We start from the raw sequence: 20,790 nt of genomic DNA, 5'->3' as shown, positions 1-20,790 counted from the left end.
TTAGAAATTTGGTTTTAAAAGGTATTTGCTGTAGAAATCTACAATGTGTTTTACAGCATCTTCTGCGGTATCAACAATTTTAAAAAGTTCCAAATCAATGGCGTTAATATTGTTTTCTTCAGTGAGCATGGTATTTTTAATCCAGTCAATCATGCCTTTCCAATATTCAGTACCAACTAATACTACGGGAAACTGTGCAATCTTATTTGTTTGCACCAAAGTAAGTGATTCGAATAACTCATCCATGGTCCCAAAACCACCTGGCATTCCAATAAAACCTTGAGAATATTTTAAGAAAATAGTTTTGCGTACAAAAAAGTAATCGAAGTTAATGGACTTGTCTGTATCAATGTAAGGATTGTTTGTTTGTTCAAAAGGCAATACAATGTTTAAACCTACTGATTTACCTTCGCCTCTGCGTGCGCCTTTGTTTGCAGCTTCCATAATTCCGGGGCCACCACCTGTAATAATACCGTAACCTTCTTTTACAAGTTTAAAAGCAATTTCTTCAGCTAACTTATAATATTTGTTTTCTGGCTTAGTGCGCGCGCTACCAAAGATGGATACACAGGGACCAATACGACCCATTTTTTCAAAACCTTCAACAAACTCACTCATTATTTTGAAGATCTGCCAGCTGTTTTGAGCCTTAATATCATTCCAGTCCTTGTTTGCGAAAGCGTCTCTAATTCTATCTTCTCCTTCTGATGTCATTTAATTTTGTTTTTTGTGCTTAGTTGTACCTTGTCTGTGTGCCTAGTTGTAGATTGTATACTGTAACATATTACTTGTCTGTACGCCTATTAAACACAGGTAATGTACAATGTACAAGTTACAATGAACGTCCCATTACAATCCACCCTCCTTCATGCGCTCTGCATTTTCTGCAAATTGCAATTTATCTATCATTTCTTGTATATCACCATTCATAAAATTTGTTAGATCGTATAAAGTAACATTAATTCTATGGTCGGTAATTCTATTTTGAGGATAATTGTAGGTTCTGATTTTCGCACTACGGTCACCAGTACTTACCATTGTTTTTCTACGTTTGGTAACGGCTTCTAAACGTTTTTGGTATTCGATATCGTATATTTTTGAACGGAGCATTTGCATGGCTTTCTCACGATTACCAAGTTGGTTACGCTCTGTTTGGCAAGTCACCACTAAACCTGTAGGTTTATGCGTTAAAATTACCTTACTTTCTACTTTGTTTACATTTTGTCCACCAGCCCCGCCACTTCGAGCGGTAGCCATGTCAATATCAGAATCTTTAATATCTACATCTAATTCTTCCGCCTCAGGCAAAACTACTAACGATGCTGCAGAAGTATGAACTCTTCCAGAAGCTTCGGTAGCCGGTACACGTTGCACGCGGTGAACACCACTTTCGAACTTCATGGTACCATAAGCGCCAATTCCTTTTACATTAAAAACAATTTCTTTAAAACCACCCATAGTACCTGGGCTAGAGTCCACTATTTCTAATTGATAACCTTTTTTTTCGCAAAAACGAGAGTACATTTCAAAAAGATTACCTGCAAAAATGGCGGCTTCATCACCACCAGTGCCACCTCTGAGCTCCATCACGCAGTTCTTTACATCTTCAGGGTCTTTTGGAATTAACATTAAGCGAATTTCTTCGGTCAATTTTTCTTCTTTCTCGCGGTTCTCTTCCAACTCGGCTTTCGCCATTTCTAAAAAATCTTTATCTTTTTCGGTAGCAAGTACATCCTTAGCACCATCGATGTTTGAGAGTACTTTCTTGTATTCGTTGATATGGGTAACAATATCACCTAGTTCTTTGTATTCGATGTTGAGTTTTTTAAACAACTTCATATCGCCAATAACCTTTGGGTCGGCCAATTTTAATTCCACGTCTTCGTAGCGGCGTTTTATTTCTTCTAATTTTTCTAACATAGCATTTTAAGGATCGCAAAGATAGGAAATTGCTGAATTCTTTTGCTTGTTTAGCCAAAAAATACTAGTATTGCTTGTGGCCAACCAAATTATCCTAGATACCGTGTACAATACGTTTTTAACGTTTCATGCTTAAACTAATTTCAAAAATAAATCCCGCTTCGTTTTTTGTATTTGCTGCAATTACTTTGGGTATTGTGTATTTTTTTCTTAGACCTGCCATGCAATCTCCCGATGAGTTTAATCATTTTTTAAGAGCGTATCAGATAAGTGAAGGAAAATTTTTACCTGAGAAAAAAGATCAACGTCTTGGTGGAGAGGTGCCAGTTTGTTTTGCGCAGTACATGTCTCTTTACATAACTAGTGCAGTTTTTTCTCCGTACAAACTAACTTCTGAAGAAATTGCCAAGGGTTATGAAATTAAATTTTCGGATAAAGAAAAGGTGTTTAAAGATTTTCCGAATACGAGTAATTATTCTGCTGTAGCTTACATTCCTCAAGCATTGACTTTGTTTATTCTCCGCCAATTTCATTTTTCAGTTGGGATGATGTACGATGTCACTAGAGTGTTTACGTTTTTTATTTGGCTTTTGGCAATGTGGTACATTATAAAAACACTTCCATCTTATAAATGGTTATTCGTAATGGTGTTTTTATTGCCCATGAATATGTATTTAGCGAGTTCAATCACTGCGGATACTGTTACAAATATTTTATCTTTTATGTTGATTGCCATAGTACTAAAGTTTTCTTTTTACACTAAGCCTATCACGAAAAAGGAAATTGCTTTGCTTTTTCTTCTCTGCATTTTTTTGCCGCTAAGTAAAACTATTTACGTGTCTTTACTTTTAATTTTATTGATTCTTCCAGCACATGTTTTTACATCAAAGCTTAGAAAATATGTACTATTAGGAAGCATTGTTTTAGTTGCTTTTTTATGTGCGGCATTATGGACGCAGGCCTTATCACCTTATTTCATTGGTTACGACGATTATAATCTTCAGTTCAGACCGCATACTACCATTCGTGAGGGTGCAGATTATCACAAACAGAAAGCGCATTTGCTCGCACACGGCACTTTTTTCCCAAAGGTACTTTATAACACTACGGTTAAAACTGCCGATTTCTATTTGTCGAGTTATATTGGACATTTTGGAGCTTACATGGATTCGGGCATTCCGTTTTGGTTTTTTATAAACTCATACCTGGTGATTTTATTTGTTGCGGTCACAGAAAAGACAAAAATTTACCTTTCTTTTTTTAAAAAACTAATTATTTTTTCTGCTGCCATTCTTACTTTCTCTTTAATTGTCTTGTCGCAGCACCTTATTTGGAACGCCGTTGGTAGGGATATTGCAGATTCTATTCAGGGAAGATATCTTGTTCCGGTAATGCCTTTACTTTTTATTCTTTGCAATGTATCCTGGATTAAAATAAAATTAAATGTTGCGCCTATTGTTATTTTGTTTGTGTTTCTTGCCAATGGTATCACATTCAATTTGCTCTATACACGCTATTACAAAGAAACGTGCATAAGTAAAATTGAGGTTTCATGCGATGTGGAAAAAATAAATGCAGAAGGATTTTTATTAACGTCGAATGACAGTATACTGCTGAAAGGTACAAATGTCTTGACTACCAAGGTTCATCGATCAGGAAATCATTCTCTTGTCATGCCCCCGAATTCTTCTTTATCGGCCGTTTATAAAGTGAAAAATATTTATTCGGGAAGTTTTTTGGAGATGAGAGCTTGGCAAAAAGCCAGCAAAGGCCAACTTATTTTTACGGGCGAAGGCATTAATTGTAACGGCTACTACTTTGCGCATGATGATGCTCAGTTGAAAGAAAATAATGGATGGGAAAGGATGCGAATGGTTTTGTCAATGCCGGCTGGCTGTGACTCTTCTGAGAGTTTGTTCTATTTACAAAACCCAACAGCTGATACAATTTATTTTGACGATCTTTGGTTTTCAATTAAAAAAATCAACTAGTTGTTTAAGTTTCTGTTCAACATGTTTTTAAAAGTCTCTGTATTTCAATTTATAAGTGCTAATTGGATAAAATAACTATATTTGTTTATCACCCTATACAAATTATTTATGAAAAGAATTTTCCTTTTTTTAATAATACTCCTTTCTAACTTTTTAAATGCACAAGACTTTTTAGGTCTTCAAAGCAGTAATTATTCGGGTGTAACCGGTGCGATTGTAAATCCGGCAAATATTGTAGACAATAGATTCGTATTAGACATTTCTTTGCTTGGATTAAATGCGACGGTAGACAATAATTATATGGGAGTTAAAAATGGTTATTCGATATTTTCAGACACACTTTGGAGAGATAGAAATCAAACCCTTTCCATTTTAAATGATGGGAAATCAAAAGCATTTTACGTTTCAAATCGACTAGCATTACCTTCATTTATGGTTTCCATAAATAGGAAAAATGCAATTGCATTTAATTGGAGTGTGCGTAATTATATTAATGTTGATGGTATTTCGCAAGATTTGGCTGATCTTTTGTTTGGTGAACTTTCGGTGGACAGATTATTAAATGAACGACTCACCAATAAAAATTTGAGCATTCAACAAATGGCCTGGGCAGAATACGGCTTGTCTTACGCACGTGTTGTGAAGATGGATGGCCCCCATTTTTTAAAGGCGGGGTTGACTGTTAAATTATTACAAGGTCTTGAAGCGGCCTATTTTTATGCGAGAGATCTAGATTATTTGGTTAGTACAAAGGATACCGTTAGTTTTTTTAAAACTGAAATTGCTTATGGACATTCAGATAATCTAAATTTCAACTCTAGTAATCCTAATGAAATTTATAAGTTCACTTCCTCTCCTGGTTTTGGTTTAGATATTGGTGTGGTATACGAATGGCGACCTGATTTTGACGAATATCAGTACGAAATGGATGGGGTGTCGGGTTTATACAGACGTGATAAAAATAAATATAAATTGAAAGCGAGTTTGGCTGTTAATGATATTGGTGGAATTCGATTTAAGAAAGGAGCTTTGTCTAATGATTTTACAGCCGATGTAAATAGGTTTAATATTTCCATATTTCAGGATGCGGATGGTATAAATGGCTTTGATTCCACCCTTAAAGCTCACCCTAATGAGTTTCCCGCAAAAAATGACGAGCGAACCTTTACCATGCGTTTACCAATGGCTATTAATCTTCAAGTAGATTATAATATCTGGAAGCCTTTTTATGTGAATTTGACTGGGAATTTTAGCAATTTTTTCAAGAACAAAGAGTCTAAGGTTTATGATTATACAACTATTAGCTTAACGCCTCGTGTGGAAGATAAATGGGTAGGTTTAGGGATACCTCTTTCTTATAATACTTTGTCAGCAAATAGAGGAAGTAAAATTGCAATGGGAGCTATGCTGCGACTGGGGCCTTTAGTGGTGGGATCTAACAATGTTATCTCCTATTTTAGCAAGAAGGACACGTACGGAGCAAATTTTTATTTTTTACTTAAAATACCTATTCCTACCGGCATTAAAAAGGATTATGATAAAGACGGAATTAGTGATAAAAAAGATAAGTGTCCCAGAATTCCTGGTGTATGGGAATTTAAAGGATGCCCTGATAGAGATGGTGATCATATTCAAGATTCAGATGACCGCTGTCCAGATGTACCTGGTTTAATCCAATTGATGGGTTGCCCTGATAGTGATGGTGATGGAATAACCGACATGGATGATATGTGTCCGGATAGTGCTGGAACAGCTGAATTTAAAGGTTGTCCTGATACCGACGGTGATAAGGTTATTGATAGGTTAGATGAATGTCCGTTTGACCCAGGCTCGAGTGAATTTAGTGGATGCCCAGATAAAGACGCTGATGGAACGCCAGATAAATACGACGGTTGCCCTGATGAGTTTGGTCCTAAAGAATTCAAGGGTTGTCCTGATAAGGATGGAGATAAAATTGTTGATAAAAATGATGAGTGCCCTGATCAAGCGGGGCCTATTGAAAACAAAGGTTGTCCATATGTAGATACGGATGGCGACGGTGTGTTAGATAAAGATGATAATTGCCCGAAAGAATTTGGTTTAGTAGAACTGAAAGGATGTCCTGTTTCACGTCCGGTAGTCCTTGAGACTGCTCCTCAGGAAGTACCAATGAAAGCGGCTGAGAAAAAAATAATAGAAAAGGCTTTCGCTAGTCTTGAGTTTGCATCTGCTAAAGATATTATCAAAGCCAAATCACTACCTGCATTAAATGCTTTAGCAAAATTAATGGTGGCACATTCAAAAGACTGGAAATTAAAACTCTCTGGACATACTGATAATTCAGGCGATGAAGAAAAGAATTTTGTACTTTCAGAAAAACGGACTTTAGCGGTGAAAAATTATCTTGTTAAGAAAGCTGTTAAAGAAGAACAAATAATTACTGAGTGGTTCGGACAAAGTAAACCTATTGAAGATAATGCAACTCCTCAGGGGCGACAAAAAAACAGAAGGGTAGAGATGAAAATTTTGTTGAAGGAGTGATTAAGTGACTTAAGTTTTAATAACAAGGCTGTTGTTAACAGTAATTCTGTGGTTCAATGTTTTTTCAGAGACCTAAGTCGTTTAGTTGATTCGTACTAATATTTCTTCCTTGTCCTCATAAATTAAGTTTGTCGTTATAAGATATCGCGCTCTTCAAATTGACTTATTGTATTGACGAACTGATTTACACTCACCCTTTGTTTATAAGAATAAATTCCCCTTTACGTAATTTATATTTCCTACCCCCGATCTTAATTTCAGAACCTTCTTTCATTGCAGAAACGGTTTCTATATCCTCTTCAATAGTATGAACAGAGCCTTTAGTTTTGTATGCGATCTCCAAGTAATCTGAAGCCACGCGGTTATTCGAACCGCATACAATAACACGAACCGGTATTTTCAGTTCTTTTAGTAACGCTATATCTTTTACATCACTGTTGTTATCTGCAACCAATATTAATTCCTTGAAATCTTTCATTTTATTTGATGCCTTAATAAGTGCTTCTAAGTCGTTTTCAGGAGCGTCTCCACCGCAGCCCCCAACCATTGCTCTTACCATTACGTCCGTCAATGAATCTTCCTCACACTTATCGCAATAATATATCCCACCTGTATTACCTATAGTTTTTTGGTCTTCACTTTTTGAATCACCGTCATTAAAAAAACAAAGCTGCGTTGTCTTCTCATCCGCATAATTAAGTTTGTACCATAATAAAACCTGCCCAATATATGGATACATACTACCAGTAATATCGCACACTATGAGTTTATTCTTCCATTTTACGTTTCTCTTCAGGACTTTTAAAAATACCTCATCCTGGAATTTATATTTTCCATTAGAGTAGTTTTCAAGGTCTTTTTTAAATCCTTCAGCATTGGTCGACCCCCATCTTTCGCGTGCCATTTTTTCAAACTTTTCTCGTTCAATTTTTTGTCGTTCTAATTCGGCAGTCCCCTCGTAAGTCACCAGTATTTCAATTATCCTTTCTTGATACTGTTTTGTATCGATTATAAGGTAATGTGGGTTGTATTTGAAACTGATGTCAAACACCGATCCGGATAATCCCTTCAAAATAAGGGTACCTACTGGCGAGCTTTTAAATATTTTTGAATTCCCTGAAGAGAATTCAAAAATAGTCATTGACTCACCGGCAAGAATATTTCCGTTTAAATCCCTGAATTTGAGTAAGACAGTTACTTCATTTATTCCCGTTTCATAAGCGTCATGTTCTTGGGCCTTAGAAAACCCCGACAAGAAGAGAGAAAAAACAGACAAGATAATTGTAATTCGTTTCATAGATTGTGTTTTTGAGTTGGTGTAAATTACCTGTTAAGTTATTATTTTTTCCGTTGCGTTTGAATGAAATTCTATTTTAAACCTTTTTGTTAAACTATTGGTAGTAGTTTTTATTATTTTTCAATGTGAATAAAAGTTGCAGCTAGTATGACGAATTAATTGGATATTTCTAAACTTGATAAAATGTCCATATAAATATTAGTAGTCTAATATTTTGGGTCACAACAGCGCTCTTGTGGTTTGCTTATAGTGAATTACACAATAATATAACCGTTGTTAATAAGCTAAACATGTTTACTTCTTAGCAATTGAAATAGTGTAAGATTTTTTAAAGATGTTTGTTGATTTATCTCAAATACGATTCTGCTTCTGCACCGTACATTTTTTTGCCGTTTCTATATACGGTTATAAAAGCATCGGTTATACCAAGTCTTACCGCTTCTTCTTTAAGATTTTTTGCTGGCGCGAGATCAGAAAAATTACCAATATTGTAAATAAATAAACCATTAATCTGTTTATTATCTACTGGCCAGGTTCTTATAGAAGAAAATTTAGAAGCTACATCCTCAGGAACTTGTTTACTAAATGCACCAATCTGAACTTTATAGCAAACGCCTTCTTCGGTCGTTTTTACACCATTTTCAGCAGTTGGAATAGGGTACTCGCTAACTTGATTTTTAAACGGTTCAACTGTGTTTACCGATGTATTGAAAAGAGCGTCAAATGTACTGGAAGGTTCAACAGTTCTGTTTGGAAATACTATTGGGTTTTCTTTTTCAAGTTTTAATGGATTGCCACTCGCTTGAAGATCTTTAGCTTCCGCAAATGGTATACGCTTGCCATTTAAATAAGCCGAAACAAATGCATCTCTTATACCCATATCTACCACTCTAGCTTTATCAAGTAATAGTTTTTCTGGATTGTTGTAAATCCCGGCAGTGTATCTATAAAGCCCATTAGTTAATTGTTCTCTAAAGATTGGTTTTAAACTTAAAATCTGTGGCTTACTTACTTGTTTGGTATAAACTCCAATCTGTATTGTGTATAATAAACCGTCCATTTGTTCTAGTTCTTTTGTAATAGAAACGCTTTCTTGAATAACTGGGTTAACAGCTGCTTTTGGTACATTGGCATTGGCAGTTATACCTGCTGTTTGCGGCGCGTTCGGATCAACTGTTTTTCCTTGTCGCTCCATTTCTGCCATAGCCTCTGCTAAAGTAATTCTTCTGCCGTTAAAATAAACTACTACAAAGGCATCACTGTATCCTAAGTTGCGAAGGTCATTCTTAACAGCATTTGCGTTTTCAATTTTAAAGAAATTACCAGCCGTGTAACGTATGTATCCGCTGTTAGTCGTTTCTCCATTAAGGGGGCTTAAACCTTTAAAAGCATTGTTAGGTAATTGAGTTTTAAATGCTCCAATTTGAACTCTGAACACCAAACCGTCTTCCATCCTGCCATCAATAGGAATGGGATTACTGGTAGAGTAAGCGTTGCCAGATTGAACTTCAACACCAACAATTTTTGATTGGTTCTTAATGTTTTTTGATTTTGTTGTTTTTGAAGCGGAAACAGTTACATATTCTCCTTCGTTAGAATTGTCGATGCCGCTTCCGATTTCGGCAAGTGCATCCAAATCACTTTTAGGCCTTACAGATTTTGGTAAAAGTTTATTTAGTTTTTCTACTGCAGCATTTCCAGATTTTGCAGCAAGTGTTAACAGTTTCATTTTTTCGGTTTCATTTCTTTCTTGAGACGATTGAATTAATAAACGCTTCGATTCAGTATTTAATTCATCGGCTTCTTGTTTTAATGTCTCTTGATTTGGACTTAGATTTGATTGAACATTATTTTTAGAGGATTCATATTCTAGACTAAAAGCATTAATAAGATTTGTAAGTTCCGTGTATTGTTTTTCGCTTAATTCTGATTTTTTTTGTCTTAATTCAGTAGCTTGCTGTTCCGGGGTAAGCGAAGTAGTTTCCTTTACTACATAATCAGGATATTGTTGTTTTAGAGAGTTTAGTAACGACGATTGTTTCTGTATCAACTCAAGTTCTTTTTCTTCAGCATTACTTATCGCGCCAAGTTTAGCTGCTTTATTGCTTAAGGCATTCGCTTCAATTCTTAAATTACTCACCTGTGTTTTTAATGGCGTATATTCTTCTCTTCGCGATTCCATCTCAGAAGCCATTTCAGGATTATCGTTTTTTAATTTTTCAATCAATTCAGTTATCGCATTTAAGTTCATTTTATATTCCAAATCATTGGACTTCATTTTATAGTCCGAACCTTCAATCATTTTATCTTGGCTTTGACCTTCCAATTCTTTTGCTTGCTCAAGTAATTGTTTTTTTTCATCACCTTTTTTTCCTTCGGCCTCTTTTTTTATCTGTGTTGCTTCCGCATTTAGATCTTCCGCTTCAGCCAGCAAATTTTCACTTTTAGTTCTTAATTCCCCTGAACTCAATCCTTTTTGTTCGCTTTCAGGTGTGTTTGAAAGGGTATTCAGCTTTTGAGTTATTTCAGAGTTTTTAGTTTCATAGTCTTTTAGTAAGCTCAAAGAATTTTTTGCCGATGCGCCGGCTTGCGAATTACGCATATACAGATTGTTGTTATCAAAGTAAGTTAAAATTTGTCCCGTTGTTGTGTCACTTTTTAAAGAAGATTCATCGTAAGTTGTTTCAACATTGGCACCTGAATTGGTTCCAACTCCCATATCAATTTCTGATAACATGCCCAGGTCGCTGTTTGCCGCTTTAGGTTTTTTGTTTTGAGGAGGATTGTTTCCACCTACTTCCGTATCAATCTCTGATAACATACCCAGATCGCTAGTTGCCGTTTTTGGTGCTTTGTTTTGAGTGGGATTGCTTTTAACATGATTTGATGTTACGCCATTCTCACCTAATTCTGTTATAGAATTTTTGATTCCTATAAATTGTTTTATCGCTTCATTTTGTTTTTTTGTAGCTACAATGAGAGCATTTAATTTTTCATTTGGATTGGTCGTATTTTCAGAGTTTTGCTTAAACGTCTTTGCGCTTTCAACTTTATTGTTGCCCGATATTAAATCTGTTTTTAAATTAGGATTGTTGTCAATAATAGTTTGCTTTTCATTAATGTCGCTTAATAATTGAGCTATTTCTATATCATTAGCTTGATTTAGTTTCTGATAAGATTCAATTTTAATTGCTGCAAGGTCACTTAATTCTGAATTGATGGATTGTAGTGCAGCGTTCACATCTACTTCATTTCCTGAATTTCCTGACGCATTGGGAGATGAACTAGTTACAGGCTCTTTCAATACAAAATCAGGATTCGCTTTTTTAAGATATTCGATTATTTGTTTTTGTTTTAATATACCTTCTGCTTCTTTTTCCTCAGCATTGCTAATACTTCCAACTTTACCTCCAATGTTACTTAATGAATTGCCCTCTGTTCTGATATCCGCAGCTTTTCTAAACGCGTCTTTCACTTCTTCCCTTAATTCTTTTACAAAATTTAAATCCTCTTCAGGAGATTTTTTCTCATTAATTAAGTTTTGAATATTTTCTCTATTCGCTTCTATAATAGCTTCATTATCTTTTCTAGTTACTTCCGATGCACTTATTAATTTCGTGTTGGCTTGTTCCTCTAATTCTTTCGCTTGCTCAATTAGCTTATCTTTTTCAGAACCCACCTTTTCCTTTGCTTCGTTTCTAATTTTTTGCGATTGAGCAACCAAGTCTTCTGCCTCACTGTTTAATTTTTTAGCATCTATCTTTATATTTCCTTGCAATTCATTTTTTGAAGTACTTATTCTTTCTTTTAAAATTTTCTCTTTTGCTATGGCATCGTTTATTTTAGTGTCGGCTTCTACTTTAAGATTTTGCGCTTCTTCATTCTGATAACCGTTGTAGTCAAAATTTTGATTGTCATTTCCTATAAGTTGCTTACTTAGATTGTCAAGCTTGGAGACCGCTTCATCACTATTTTCCGCAATAATAGGATCAAAGGTATTTTTAACTTCAGCTGTTTTTACTGCAACGGTGTTAATATCTTCTAGTTTTTTGGTGTTCCGTGTAATTTGTTCCTGATTTTGCTTTTTTAATTGTTCTGCTTGTTTTAGTTCGCTGTTTAACTTTATTTTAGCGTCTTTGTTTTTAGTTTTAGTTATTTCAATTTTGGTTTTGCTTATTAATTCATCTAGTTCTTTGTTATAGCCGTATAGTTGAGTGGTGCTTTCTTCTATGCTGGATTTACTTTGTGGATTAAGGACAACTGTTTTGTCTTTATACTTTTCTTTTAAACTTTTTGTACTAATAGGCTGGCTATTTGTGTTGTTAGTCGCAGCAATATTTTCGGTCTTAATTTTTGTAGCAGCGTCTAATTCTAATTTACTGGCGCTTAACTCTTCTTTCAAATTTAAAATTTCAGCATCGTTCGAGGCTATCTGTTTAATTTTCTCAGCCTCGTCAAGTTTTAGCTCTTCAATTTGACTCGTTACTTCCTTTTTTAGCGCTTTCTTTTTTGTTTTACTCAGTTCTGTTTCTTTGTCTGTTATAGCAGTTTTTATTTCTTCTAAATCATTTTTCGCAATTGTATTGCTTTGTTCAACATCTGTAATTTGTTTTTCTTTTTGTTCAATAGTAGTTTTAATTTCAGTGATTAAGTTTTCGGAAGCGTTTGTTTTAGATGCCAGTGCATCTATTTCGTTTTGTAGTTCTTCTAATTTAGCCAACGAAGCCTTATTGCCTTTATTGTTAGTGCTTTTCTCAAGCTCGTTAGCATAGTCCATGTTCAGTTTAGACTCTTTTTCCTTTCTATTAGCATCTTCTTTCAGAGAACTAGCCAGCGACAATATTTTGTTTGCAATTGTTAGATCATTTTCAGCGGTTTGTATTTTAGAATTAGCTGCATTTAGAGCTATTTTTCTTTCTGATTCATCGGAGATTAATTCAGCATTGGAAAGTGTAGCATTCGCTTCGGTAAGACTTTTATCGGCGGCTTCTTTTTGTTTAAGTCCGGTTGCATTGGCAGCTTCATAATCACGGTTTAACTGTAATGCTTCTTGTTTTAATTCGGAAGCATCCTGTTTAGCAATTTTAGCTAATTGCTTGTTATCCATCCCTTTTTTTGGATCTGCCGTTATTGATTTCTCAGGGTCATTAATAATGCTATCCGATACTTTTTCTTGTTTCGGATCCTCTTTAGTAGCTTCTGGATTTGTTGTGTTTACGGCAAGTGGGGTTGTTTCGTTGCTAGCTTCACTAACATCCAGTTTAGCTTTCTTTTCAATAACATTCAAATACTGCAGGTAAGAATCGTCGGTCTCTAATTCATCAAAATAATTGAGAATTTTTAATTTACCTTTTTCGTAAGAAATCGTTTGTCTGTATGGTTTCGCTGCGGATGCCATTGGTATCGATACTTGAGATGATTGGGTTTCAAGACCTGGTGTTTCAACTGTAAACAACAGCTTTCCGCCATTTGGTAACTCCATGCGGTAACTTCCATCTTCTTTAGCCGTGTATTTTGCAATTTCCTTTTGTGTAAATAAATCTTTAACAGTAATATTGCTGGTTAACGAATATTCAGGGTCCCCAGGAATTACTTCTCCCTTCATAGCAATAATATCAATAGGTCTGCGCTTAGTTTTAACTTTTAAGACGTCGATTTTGCCGGGTAAACTCTGTCTTCCAGTACTAAAATACGCCATGGTTTCAAGAGAATCTGTTACAAAAAGATAGTCGTCGTCGGGTGAATTTATAGGAAATTCTAAATTAATAGGAGCGCCCCATGTATTTGTTTCTTCGTTAAAGATGGATTTAAAAATATCATATCCACCCATGCTATTAAAGCCTTTACTGGCGAAATAAAGAGTTTTACCGTCTGGGTGAAGAAAGGGGTAGTCTTCGTCAAACTCCGTATTGACACCCTTTACTTTTTGAGGCTTTCCGTAGGTTCCATCGGCTTGTTTTGATGCCGTATACAAGTCTTTGCCATTAGCATCATTATCTCCATAACTACTGTAATATACTACACTGCTACCGTTCGGAAGAAAAACAACCGAAGTTTCATTTTTCTTTTTATCGGTTTTGGTTTTAAAATCATCTGGTTTAATAAGTAATTTTCCGCCAATTTTTTTATAGCTTCTAAAATAATCGTTTTCCGAAAGCTCCGATTTACTCATAACTTCGAGATCGGTGAGGCTACTTAATAAATGTTTACCATTAGAGCAGGCTTTAATTTCACGATCTACCTGTAATTTTTTTATTTGGGTGGAAGATGCGGTAAGCTTAAACTCGTTGTAATTTTTTATGGCTTCATCAAAAAGATAATTAACATGAAAAGCTTTGCCGAGATAAAAATGAACATCCTGTAATTCTTTTATATCGTCGTTAGTAGCGGCAAATTTGAGATAAGGCAGGCATTTCTTTTTATCTGGTTCACTGTATATCATGCATACCCCAAGTTTGTAATTATAAATAGGGTCTTTAGGAAAATTGGATACTAGCTGTGAATACAGTTTGTAAGCCCTGGAATAATCTTCTTGCTCAAAAAGTTTGTCTGCTTCTTTTGCAATATCAGAATCTGAAGATTTTTGAGAGTAGAGAGGGCAAGCCAATACCAGTAGCAAAAACAACAAAGGTTTCTTTGCAAAGTTTAATATAACGTCGTTTATTAAGGTCTTTAGCCTTACATCCATATGCACAATTGGTGTAAATTTAACAATATTTAAAAATCGATAAAATTTTTTAAATCTAAATATGAACACTTTGTTTCTAATAAGATGTAAAGCAATCAAAAAATCCATAAACAGAGGGGGGTTGGTTAAAAGTAGTAGATCTTTTTTATTTCGAATAAATCCAGATTTCACGGTATTTGGAAAAGCGCTATTATAGGGACTTAAATAAGAAAAATACTGTAGAGGTTTATAACAGGTTGGGTGATATGATTCTAAGGGATAGGGTAACAAGTTCAGATTCTGAAATTAATCTCTCAAATCAACCAGCTGGAACCTACCTGATAAAAATAGTTAATTAAAATAAACAATCAAAAGTGATTAAAATAATAAGCCTTGTTGACTAGTTTTTCAGTAAATATTAATCCAAAAATTCAATTTAAAATCAAATAAGCAAGGTATATATTAAGATGTTAACAGTGGTGATTTAATAACCCGCTCATAGCTTAAAACCAGCTAAATATGCCAGATTTCTACTTTAAACTGTTTCACAAAGAAACGTTTTAATAAATTAGCTAATTTTATTTATAAACTAACAGTTTTTTTCATATTTTTGGGAAACACTTAATCTAAAAAAGATAAATGATGAAAAAAATACTACTCCTAGGTTCTGCATTATTTGCATTGAATTTTGTTGCGAGTGCGCAAGGTAAAAGCGTGCAGGTTACTACAACAAAAAGTCAAGGTCATTTCACCTCTGAAGGAAATCCGAATTTTAAAACAACAAATACTAATACCCTGTTGGTGAAAGACACCTTACACTACTATTTGAATAAATTTTATTTTAAAACAGCAACAGTTGATTATACTAATTTTCCAAAATACAAATCAGCAGCTTCTACAGTTACAAACATTACACACGTTGGATCAAGATTTGATGTGCCGGCTGGAGAGACAGTTACAGTTACTGGTCTTGAAGCGTTTGGGCAAAGGGTACAACCAGCAGTTCATTTAACAATTCCTATTAATATTTACTTGTGTAATTTGAACGCACAAGGCTTTCCTGTTTTACCTCCGCTGGACTCTGTGCAAACTATTGTGGGTGGAAATGCTGTAACGCCTATTGGTGGGCCCCTGTTGCATGGGCCAAGAACAATGACGACGGATTTTGCTATTTTATTCAGAAACGTATCTACCTCTTCAGGTGACTATGCTTATTTGTTAAGAACTGCAGGAACAACAGCAACAAACTCATCGGCTCCAGTAAGCACAAAATGTAGCGACTTCGAAAATGGTAAGGATTACAGTTTTGTGCGATTTAACGGGACTTTTTATAGTACCAAAGATTTTACGTTATCTCCCGAATTCGGTATTGGAACCTCCTATGAATTTGTAGTTGCGCCTCATGTAGAATACGAGGTTCAGGCAAGTCAAATAATGCCAACTTGGGTAAAACTTCTTGGTGATACAACGGATGATGAGTTTGTTTGTGCAAGGCTTCCAATGACATTTACTAACACTTCATCTGGTTTTTTTGAGCACCGTATGTATAACCTGAATCAATTTTATAGAAAATGGAATTTGGGATCACCGTTTCCACCTTTTTTCTCAAGTGCATTTGCAGCCGATTCTTCGATTACATGGAACTTTGATTTTATTTATGTTCAAAACGTAAGAGATTCAAGAGTTTTCCTTCCTTATGTCAATAACCATACAGTAACTCTTTATAACGATGTTGCTTCAGAACCTTTTTGTTTTGATGCAAATAACCAGTTTAGAGCACGTTTGAAACCAATGGGCGCTAAAGGTAGAGTGCCTCAGTTTGCCTTTACTGAAAGCTTCAAAGTATGTTTGACTTGGTGTAATGGGGATACTGTTGGAATAGGAGAGTTGAATAATAATTACAAGTATCTAAAAGTCTATCCTAATCCGGCCGTAAGTGGAAAAACGCTTATATCCGGACTGAAGGGAGAAAATCTCATTGAAGTATACAATATGTTAGGCCAAACGATTTTGACTGAAAAAGCAAATAGTGAGAGTTTTGAAATTAATCTATCAAAACAACCTACAGGAACGTATTTACTTAAAATAGTTAATTCTGATAAGCAAACAAAAATGCTTAAAATAATTAACCAAGATTAATTTATTTAATAATTAAAAAGGCTCTTTCTGTAACTAGGAAGAGCCTTTTTTGTTTTGTGATTTCGCAAGTAAAAGACTAAAAATTGTAACTATGTCTAAACATCCGTTATATCTTCAAGCACATGAAATTTTAAAAATTTTAGATACCCTAATGGACACTGCAGATGAAGAAGCGAAAGAGCGTTATGCGCCAACATTACTTGAATCTGCCACTATTATTTGCGCAAAATTATCTTCTGGTTTGGTATCGGAATCTTATGTTCAATGTATGCAAAATGCTTCACTAGTGAGGGAGCATGCAGAATATTTGCGTTTATCCAATCATTTGCTAAATCACTCAAAATGTTTTGATCCAGAGTACATCAGGCTTTTCAGAGCTGAAATGGAGAAATTCAGAGAACTCTTCAAAATTTGGGCTTCACAAATTCATAAAATGGAACCAGCCTATGAAAATACAGAATGGGGTTTATTCGTAAAAGATTCTGGTAATCAAGGATAGATATGCTAAACTAGGCTTAGTTCGAGTAGAAGAACTGTTTTCTTTTCAATGGCATCTACTGCTTCAAATGCACGTAACACTTTTGTTCTGGAACGGGAGAACTAGTTTAAAGAAAGATTCTCATATGGTAAAACTGTACTGCCTAATGATCAGGTGGGCGAGTATGAGAACCAGGAGAAGGTCCGCCAGGAAATGGATTATTTTCGTCGTCGGTTTTTGGTGCAGTACCACTTTTAAAATTCTTAAGGGTGTAGGTTAAAGTAAACATAGCATAACGTCGTAATACAGAAGTATAATTATCTTCCGTATAAGAGCCTGTAACAGTTCTGCTAATACTTCTATTTTGATTTAAAATATCAAATACCGAAATTTTTGCTTCAAGTGATTTATTTTTAAGGAATTTGTAGCCGATGTAAGCATTCCATAAATAATACGCTTGGTTAAAACTTTGACTTAAACCTTTGTATATCGTGTTACTAATGTCTGTATTAAACACAAAGTTCTTTAATATATAATTTAGTTTAAATGTTGCAGTATGTGTGAAATAACTATTATCAGAATTAATTTGTGTGGTGTTTTTTACAACTGTATAATTTCCATTGTAACCGATTGAAAAATCAAGCTTTTCACTTATGTTACTTCCAAGAAAAACACCTGCGTTTGTTGCATAACTATTGGAGTAGTTTCTAAAATCATTTATAATTGTTGGAGTATGATTGTAATTGACTCCACCATTAACGTTTACATTGCTTTTAAGCGATTTTAGTGGGAAACCATACACACCAAACATTCTTATGTTATAAAAACCATCTACGTTTATAGGTTTTGTTAATTGACTTCCGGCTGCAACATTGTATCCCTGAATAATGGAATCGGATCTTAAAATATAGGAGGCGTTACTAATATAATTATTACTGTAATTAATATTCATAAATAACATAGTATTTCGTGAAGTGGTTGGATTAAAGCCTCCAAAACGCATTCCTAACCTGTTATCAAAACTTTGTTTTAATTGATCGTTACCCGATTTTACCTGAAGTGGATTTGAAATATCTATAACATTTTGAAGTTGCGAAAGTTCTGGAATGTCAGTACTGCTGCGGTAATATACACGCAGGTTTTTTGTTTTACTGAATTTATAGTTTAAGCGAGCGTTTGGTAAAATATTTTTAAAAGATTGATCAATTCCCAGTTCATATGGAAAAGTTTGTTCACCAGAGAGGGTTGATTGTTGAGCATCTACACCAAAACTCAAGCTTAGTTTATCTTTTCGGTACTTGTAGCTTAAACCACCTCGTTGAGTTTCATAAATATTAATGTACTTATTCGAAAGTGTTGTGTTAAAATCAGAATAAGTGTACTCATCTATGTTGTAATCGTTTGTAGATTTGTCTGATTTTCCTTTTGTATAGGATGGGTTATAGTTTATTTCTATTTGTGCGTTTTTGTTTAGTGGTTCAGTATACGAGAGTTTTGGTGATATTTTTTTATTGTAGCTGTAGGTTTTGTATTCTTGATCGCGCAACGTTTCTGCAGTATCGCTATATAAAGAATAATAGCTGCCAGTGTTGTCTCTTTCAGAAAGTTTAGTGTCGAAGTTTAAAGAAAAGGTTCTTCCATTTTTCTTGAATTTATGCAGATATAAAAGGGTGTTTGAAAAATCATATCCTAAATTAAGACTTTTAGAGTTTGTTAAAGCATTGTTGAGTTTAACACCGTCTAAATGGCTGGTGTTACCTAGCAGAGAACTTGTTGCATTATTGTTTTGGAAGTTTAATGTTGGAAGAATGGTGAGTTTATTTGAGGAGTCTATGTTATATTCAAACCTAAAATTAACACGGTGGTTTTGATTAATGTTTTTATTACTGGTTTCTTCCTTGTAAATAATGTTGTCGTCTGTAAAATAACTTCGGGTGGTATTCGATTCACTGCGGTTATCGGTATAGTTAAAGAAATAACTTCCTGAAACATTTATTTTTTTGCCCCAAGCGTCTGAGTAGTTTAATCCCGCAGACTGCGTGGCAGAATTACCATTTTGTGGACTGGTTAATAAATTATTTGCTGCACTATTTCTGCCTCTACCACCGCCACTTTGACCAGAGTTTCCAAGAGCTCCTGTGATGTCGGACATTGTAAAGTTTTGTTGATTGATATTGTTTGAAAGCAATAACAGTGAAATTCTTCTTGTTGCATTAAAACTGTTTAAGGCAGCGCCACCATTGTATCTGGGTGTACCAGTTTCATCTGAACCATATCCACCATAAACTTTACCAAATTGCCCAATGTTTTTACCTTTTTTTGTAACAATGTTTATTGTTTTTTGTTGATTACCATCGTCAAAACCGCTAAACTGTGCTTGATCACTCATCTTATCAAACACTTCTACTTTATCTACTATCTCAGCGGGTAAATTTTTTAAAGCAGCATTTGGATCGTCTCCAAAAAAAGGTTTCCCATCTACCAGTACTTTTTGCACACTTTCGCCATTTACTTTTACTCCAGAGTTATCAGAAGTTACCCCTGGTAGTTTTTTAAGAAGGTCTTCCGCAGTAGCTTCTGGATTGGTTTTAAAAGCATCGGCATTAAAGGCAGTAGTGTCACCCTTTTGTTCGCCTCTTTGTTGTAGGGTTTTAATTTCTACCTCATTAAGGGTTTTTGCGTCCTCGCGTAATAAAATTTTACCGAGATCTAGTGCTTGATTTTTTGTTTCAATAACACGGTATTTATCTCTGTAACTTAGGTAAGAAAAAACAAGAATAAATTTGCTATTGGTTGAAAGTGATAAAGAGAATTTACCTTCATTATCAGATGAAACGCCTTGTATAAAAGAGGAATCTGGTTTTAATACCTTTACTGTTGCACCAGGCAAGCTTTCGCCGGTTTTGTCTGAAAGAACACCCGTTATTGTAACTTGCGAATCCAAGCTTTGAATAAACAGTAAACTAATTACTAAAAATGTTTTTTTAACTAGGGATTGAATATGTAGTAAAAGGCTGACCGAGTTGATTTTAAACATGAAATGGACTAATTAAAGGACTTGTGTTCTATAAATTGCTGAAATTTATTTTTGTATTGCTCTGCAACTGTGATACGTTGATCGTGAATAATTACCTGACCTCTTTCTACAGCTTGAATTTTATCGAGTGCAATAATAAACGACCGGTGAATACGCATAAATCTATCTTCAGGTAATTCTTCTTCAAGTGTTTTTAAGCTCATGAGTGTAAGAATTGGTTTTGGTTGAGAGGTTAACCATATCTTTATGTAGTCTTTGAGACCTTCAAAATAATACACTTCGTAAAAATTTATTTTTAGTTGTTTGTACTCCGATTTTACAAACATGAATTGGTTTTCCGCAATAGAATCTGATTTAAGCACTTTGCCAGCTAAATGCACTAGGGCTTTGTTAGCGGCGTTTAAAAACTCAACATAATTAAAAGGTTTTAAAAGAAAATCGACTGCGTTAACCTTAAAACCATCGATAGCGTAATCTTTAAATGCAGTAGTAAAAACTATTTTAGTTTCTAGAGAAATGGTTTTGCTTAAATCGATACCATTCATATCTGGCATTTGTATGTCGAGAAAAACAAGATCAATTTTTTCAGAATTTAAAATTTGAATGGCTTCAAAGGCATTTAAACATTTGGCTTTTAATTCAAGAAAAGGAGTTTTTAATATGTAGCCTCCAACAAGGTCAAGCGCCAGAGGTTCATCATCAACAATTATGCACTTTAATTTTTTCATTACTCTTAACTTA

11 protein-coding genes are annotated in these 20,790 nt (G+C 34.7%); 5 read left to right on the top strand and 6 right to left on the bottom strand.

Translation table 11 applies throughout. The features are described from left to right. A complete protein-coding gene (locus P2086_RS14895) occupies window positions 1-714 on the bottom strand; it encodes an LOG family protein (RefSeq protein WP_317897545.1) in 714 nt (237 codons plus the stop codon). Between the two features lie 135 nt (window positions 715-849). Then, window positions 850-1,920, bottom strand: coding sequence for a peptide chain release factor 1 (gene prfA, locus P2086_RS14890; protein ID WP_317897544.1), 1,071 nt, complete (start codon window positions 1,918-1,920; stop codon window positions 850-852). 128 nt (window positions 1,921-2,048) lie between these two features. Here prfA and P2086_RS14885 point away from each other — a divergent pair, with 128 nt between their 5' ends. Together P2086_RS14885 and P2086_RS14880 are read left to right on the top strand one after the other, a co-directional pair. Next, window positions 2,049-3,911, top strand: coding sequence for a DUF2142 domain-containing protein (locus tag P2086_RS14885; RefSeq protein ID WP_317897543.1), 1,863 nt, complete (start codon window positions 2,049-2,051; stop codon window positions 3,909-3,911). Window positions 3,912-4,019: 108 nt separating this feature from the next. After that, a complete protein-coding gene (locus P2086_RS14880) occupies window positions 4,020-6,431 on the top strand; it encodes a DUF5723 family protein (RefSeq protein WP_317897542.1) in 2,412 nt (803 codons plus the stop codon). A 190-nt stretch (window positions 6,432-6,621) separates the two neighbouring features. Here P2086_RS14880 and P2086_RS14875 read toward each other — a convergent pair whose 3' ends face one another. Together P2086_RS14875 and P2086_RS14870 are read right to left on the bottom strand one after the other, a co-directional pair. Then, on the bottom strand, window positions 6,622-7,728 hold the full coding sequence (locus P2086_RS14875) for a hypothetical protein (protein WP_317897541.1): 1,107 nt from the start codon (window positions 7,726-7,728) through the stop codon (window positions 6,622-6,624). A 346-nt stretch (window positions 7,729-8,074) separates the two neighbouring features. Next, on the bottom strand, window positions 8,075-14,416 hold the full coding sequence (locus P2086_RS14870) for a hypothetical protein (RefSeq protein ID WP_317897540.1): 6,342 nt from the start codon (window positions 14,414-14,416) through the stop codon (window positions 8,075-8,077). Between the two features lie 245 nt (window positions 14,417-14,661). Between P2086_RS14870 and P2086_RS19095 the strand changes: the two genes are divergently transcribed. The 3 genes from P2086_RS19095 to P2086_RS14860 all read left to right on the top strand — a co-directional run bounded on the left by P2086_RS19095 (window position 14,662) and on the right by P2086_RS14860 (window position 17,033). Next, complete coding sequence (locus P2086_RS19095; RefSeq protein ID WP_396127477.1) at window positions 14,662-14,754, top strand: hypothetical protein; 93 nt, start codon at window positions 14,662-14,664, stop codon at window positions 14,752-14,754. A 280-nt stretch (window positions 14,755-15,034) separates the two neighbouring features. Beyond that, window positions 15,035-16,534, top strand: a complete 1,500-nt coding sequence (locus P2086_RS14865; RefSeq protein ID WP_317897539.1) for a T9SS type A sorting domain-containing protein — start codon at window positions 15,035-15,037, stop codon at window positions 16,532-16,534. 91 nt (window positions 16,535-16,625) lie between these two features. Further along, complete coding sequence (locus tag P2086_RS14860) at window positions 16,626-17,033, top strand: hypothetical protein (RefSeq protein ID WP_317897538.1); 408 nt, start codon at window positions 16,626-16,628, stop codon at window positions 17,031-17,033. A 142-nt stretch (window positions 17,034-17,175) separates the two neighbouring features. On the opposite strand, the gene P2086_RS14855 is transcribed toward P2086_RS14860, so the two are convergent. Continuing rightward, window positions 17,176-19,956 (bottom strand): outer membrane beta-barrel protein, encoded by a 2,781-nt coding sequence (locus P2086_RS14855; RefSeq protein ID WP_317897537.1) that lies wholly within the window; start codon window positions 19,954-19,956, stop codon window positions 17,176-17,178. A gap of 101 nt (window positions 19,957-20,057) precedes the next feature. After that, window positions 20,058-20,777: a LytR/AlgR family response regulator transcription factor gene (locus tag P2086_RS14850; protein ID WP_317897536.1), complete on the bottom strand. Its 720-nt coding sequence runs from the start codon at window positions 20,775-20,777 to the stop codon at window positions 20,058-20,060. Window positions 20,778-20,790 lie beyond the last annotated feature (13 nt).

This window comes from Aurantibacillus circumpalustris, assembly GCF_029625215.1.
GTDB classification, from domain to species: Bacteria; Bacteroidota; Bacteroidia; order B-17B0; family Aurantibacillaceae; genus Aurantibacillus; species Aurantibacillus circumpalustris.
This window is presented reverse-complemented; position numbering and strand designations above follow the sequence as displayed.

Bases quoted from the DNA above. Each gene is read 5' to 3' on its own strand.
- prfA (WP_317897544.1), bottom strand. From the start codon at position 1,920: ATGTTAGAAAAATTAGAAGAAATAAAACGCCGCTACGAAGACGTGGAA.
- P2086_RS14865 (WP_317897539.1), top strand. From the start codon at position 15,035: ATGATGAAAAAAATACTACTCCTAGGTTCTGCATTATTTGCATTGAAT.
- P2086_RS14885 (WP_317897543.1), top strand. From the start codon at position 2,049: ATGCTTAAACTAATTTCAAAAATAAATCCCGCTTCGTTTTTTGTATTT.
- P2086_RS14880 (WP_317897542.1), top strand. From the start codon at position 4,020: ATGAAAAGAATTTTCCTTTTTTTAATAATACTCCTTTCTAACTTTTTA.
- P2086_RS19095 (WP_396127477.1), top strand. From the start codon at position 14,662: ATGATTCTAAGGGATAGGGTAACAAGTTCAGATTCTGAAATTAATCTC.
- P2086_RS14875 (WP_317897541.1), bottom strand. From the start codon at position 7,728: ATGAAACGAATTACAATTATCTTGTCTGTTTTTTCTCTCTTCTTGTCG.
- P2086_RS14895 (WP_317897545.1), bottom strand. From the start codon at position 714: ATGACATCAGAAGGAGAAGATAGAATTAGAGACGCTTTCGCAAACAAG.
- P2086_RS14860 (WP_317897538.1), top strand. From the start codon at position 16,626: ATGTCTAAACATCCGTTATATCTTCAAGCACATGAAATTTTAAAAATT.
- P2086_RS14850 (WP_317897536.1), bottom strand. From the start codon at position 20,777: ATGAAAAAATTAAAGTGCATAATTGTTGATGATGAACCTCTGGCGCTT.
- P2086_RS14870 (WP_317897540.1), bottom strand. From the start codon at position 14,416: ATGGATGTAAGGCTAAAGACCTTAATAAACGACGTTATATTAAACTTT.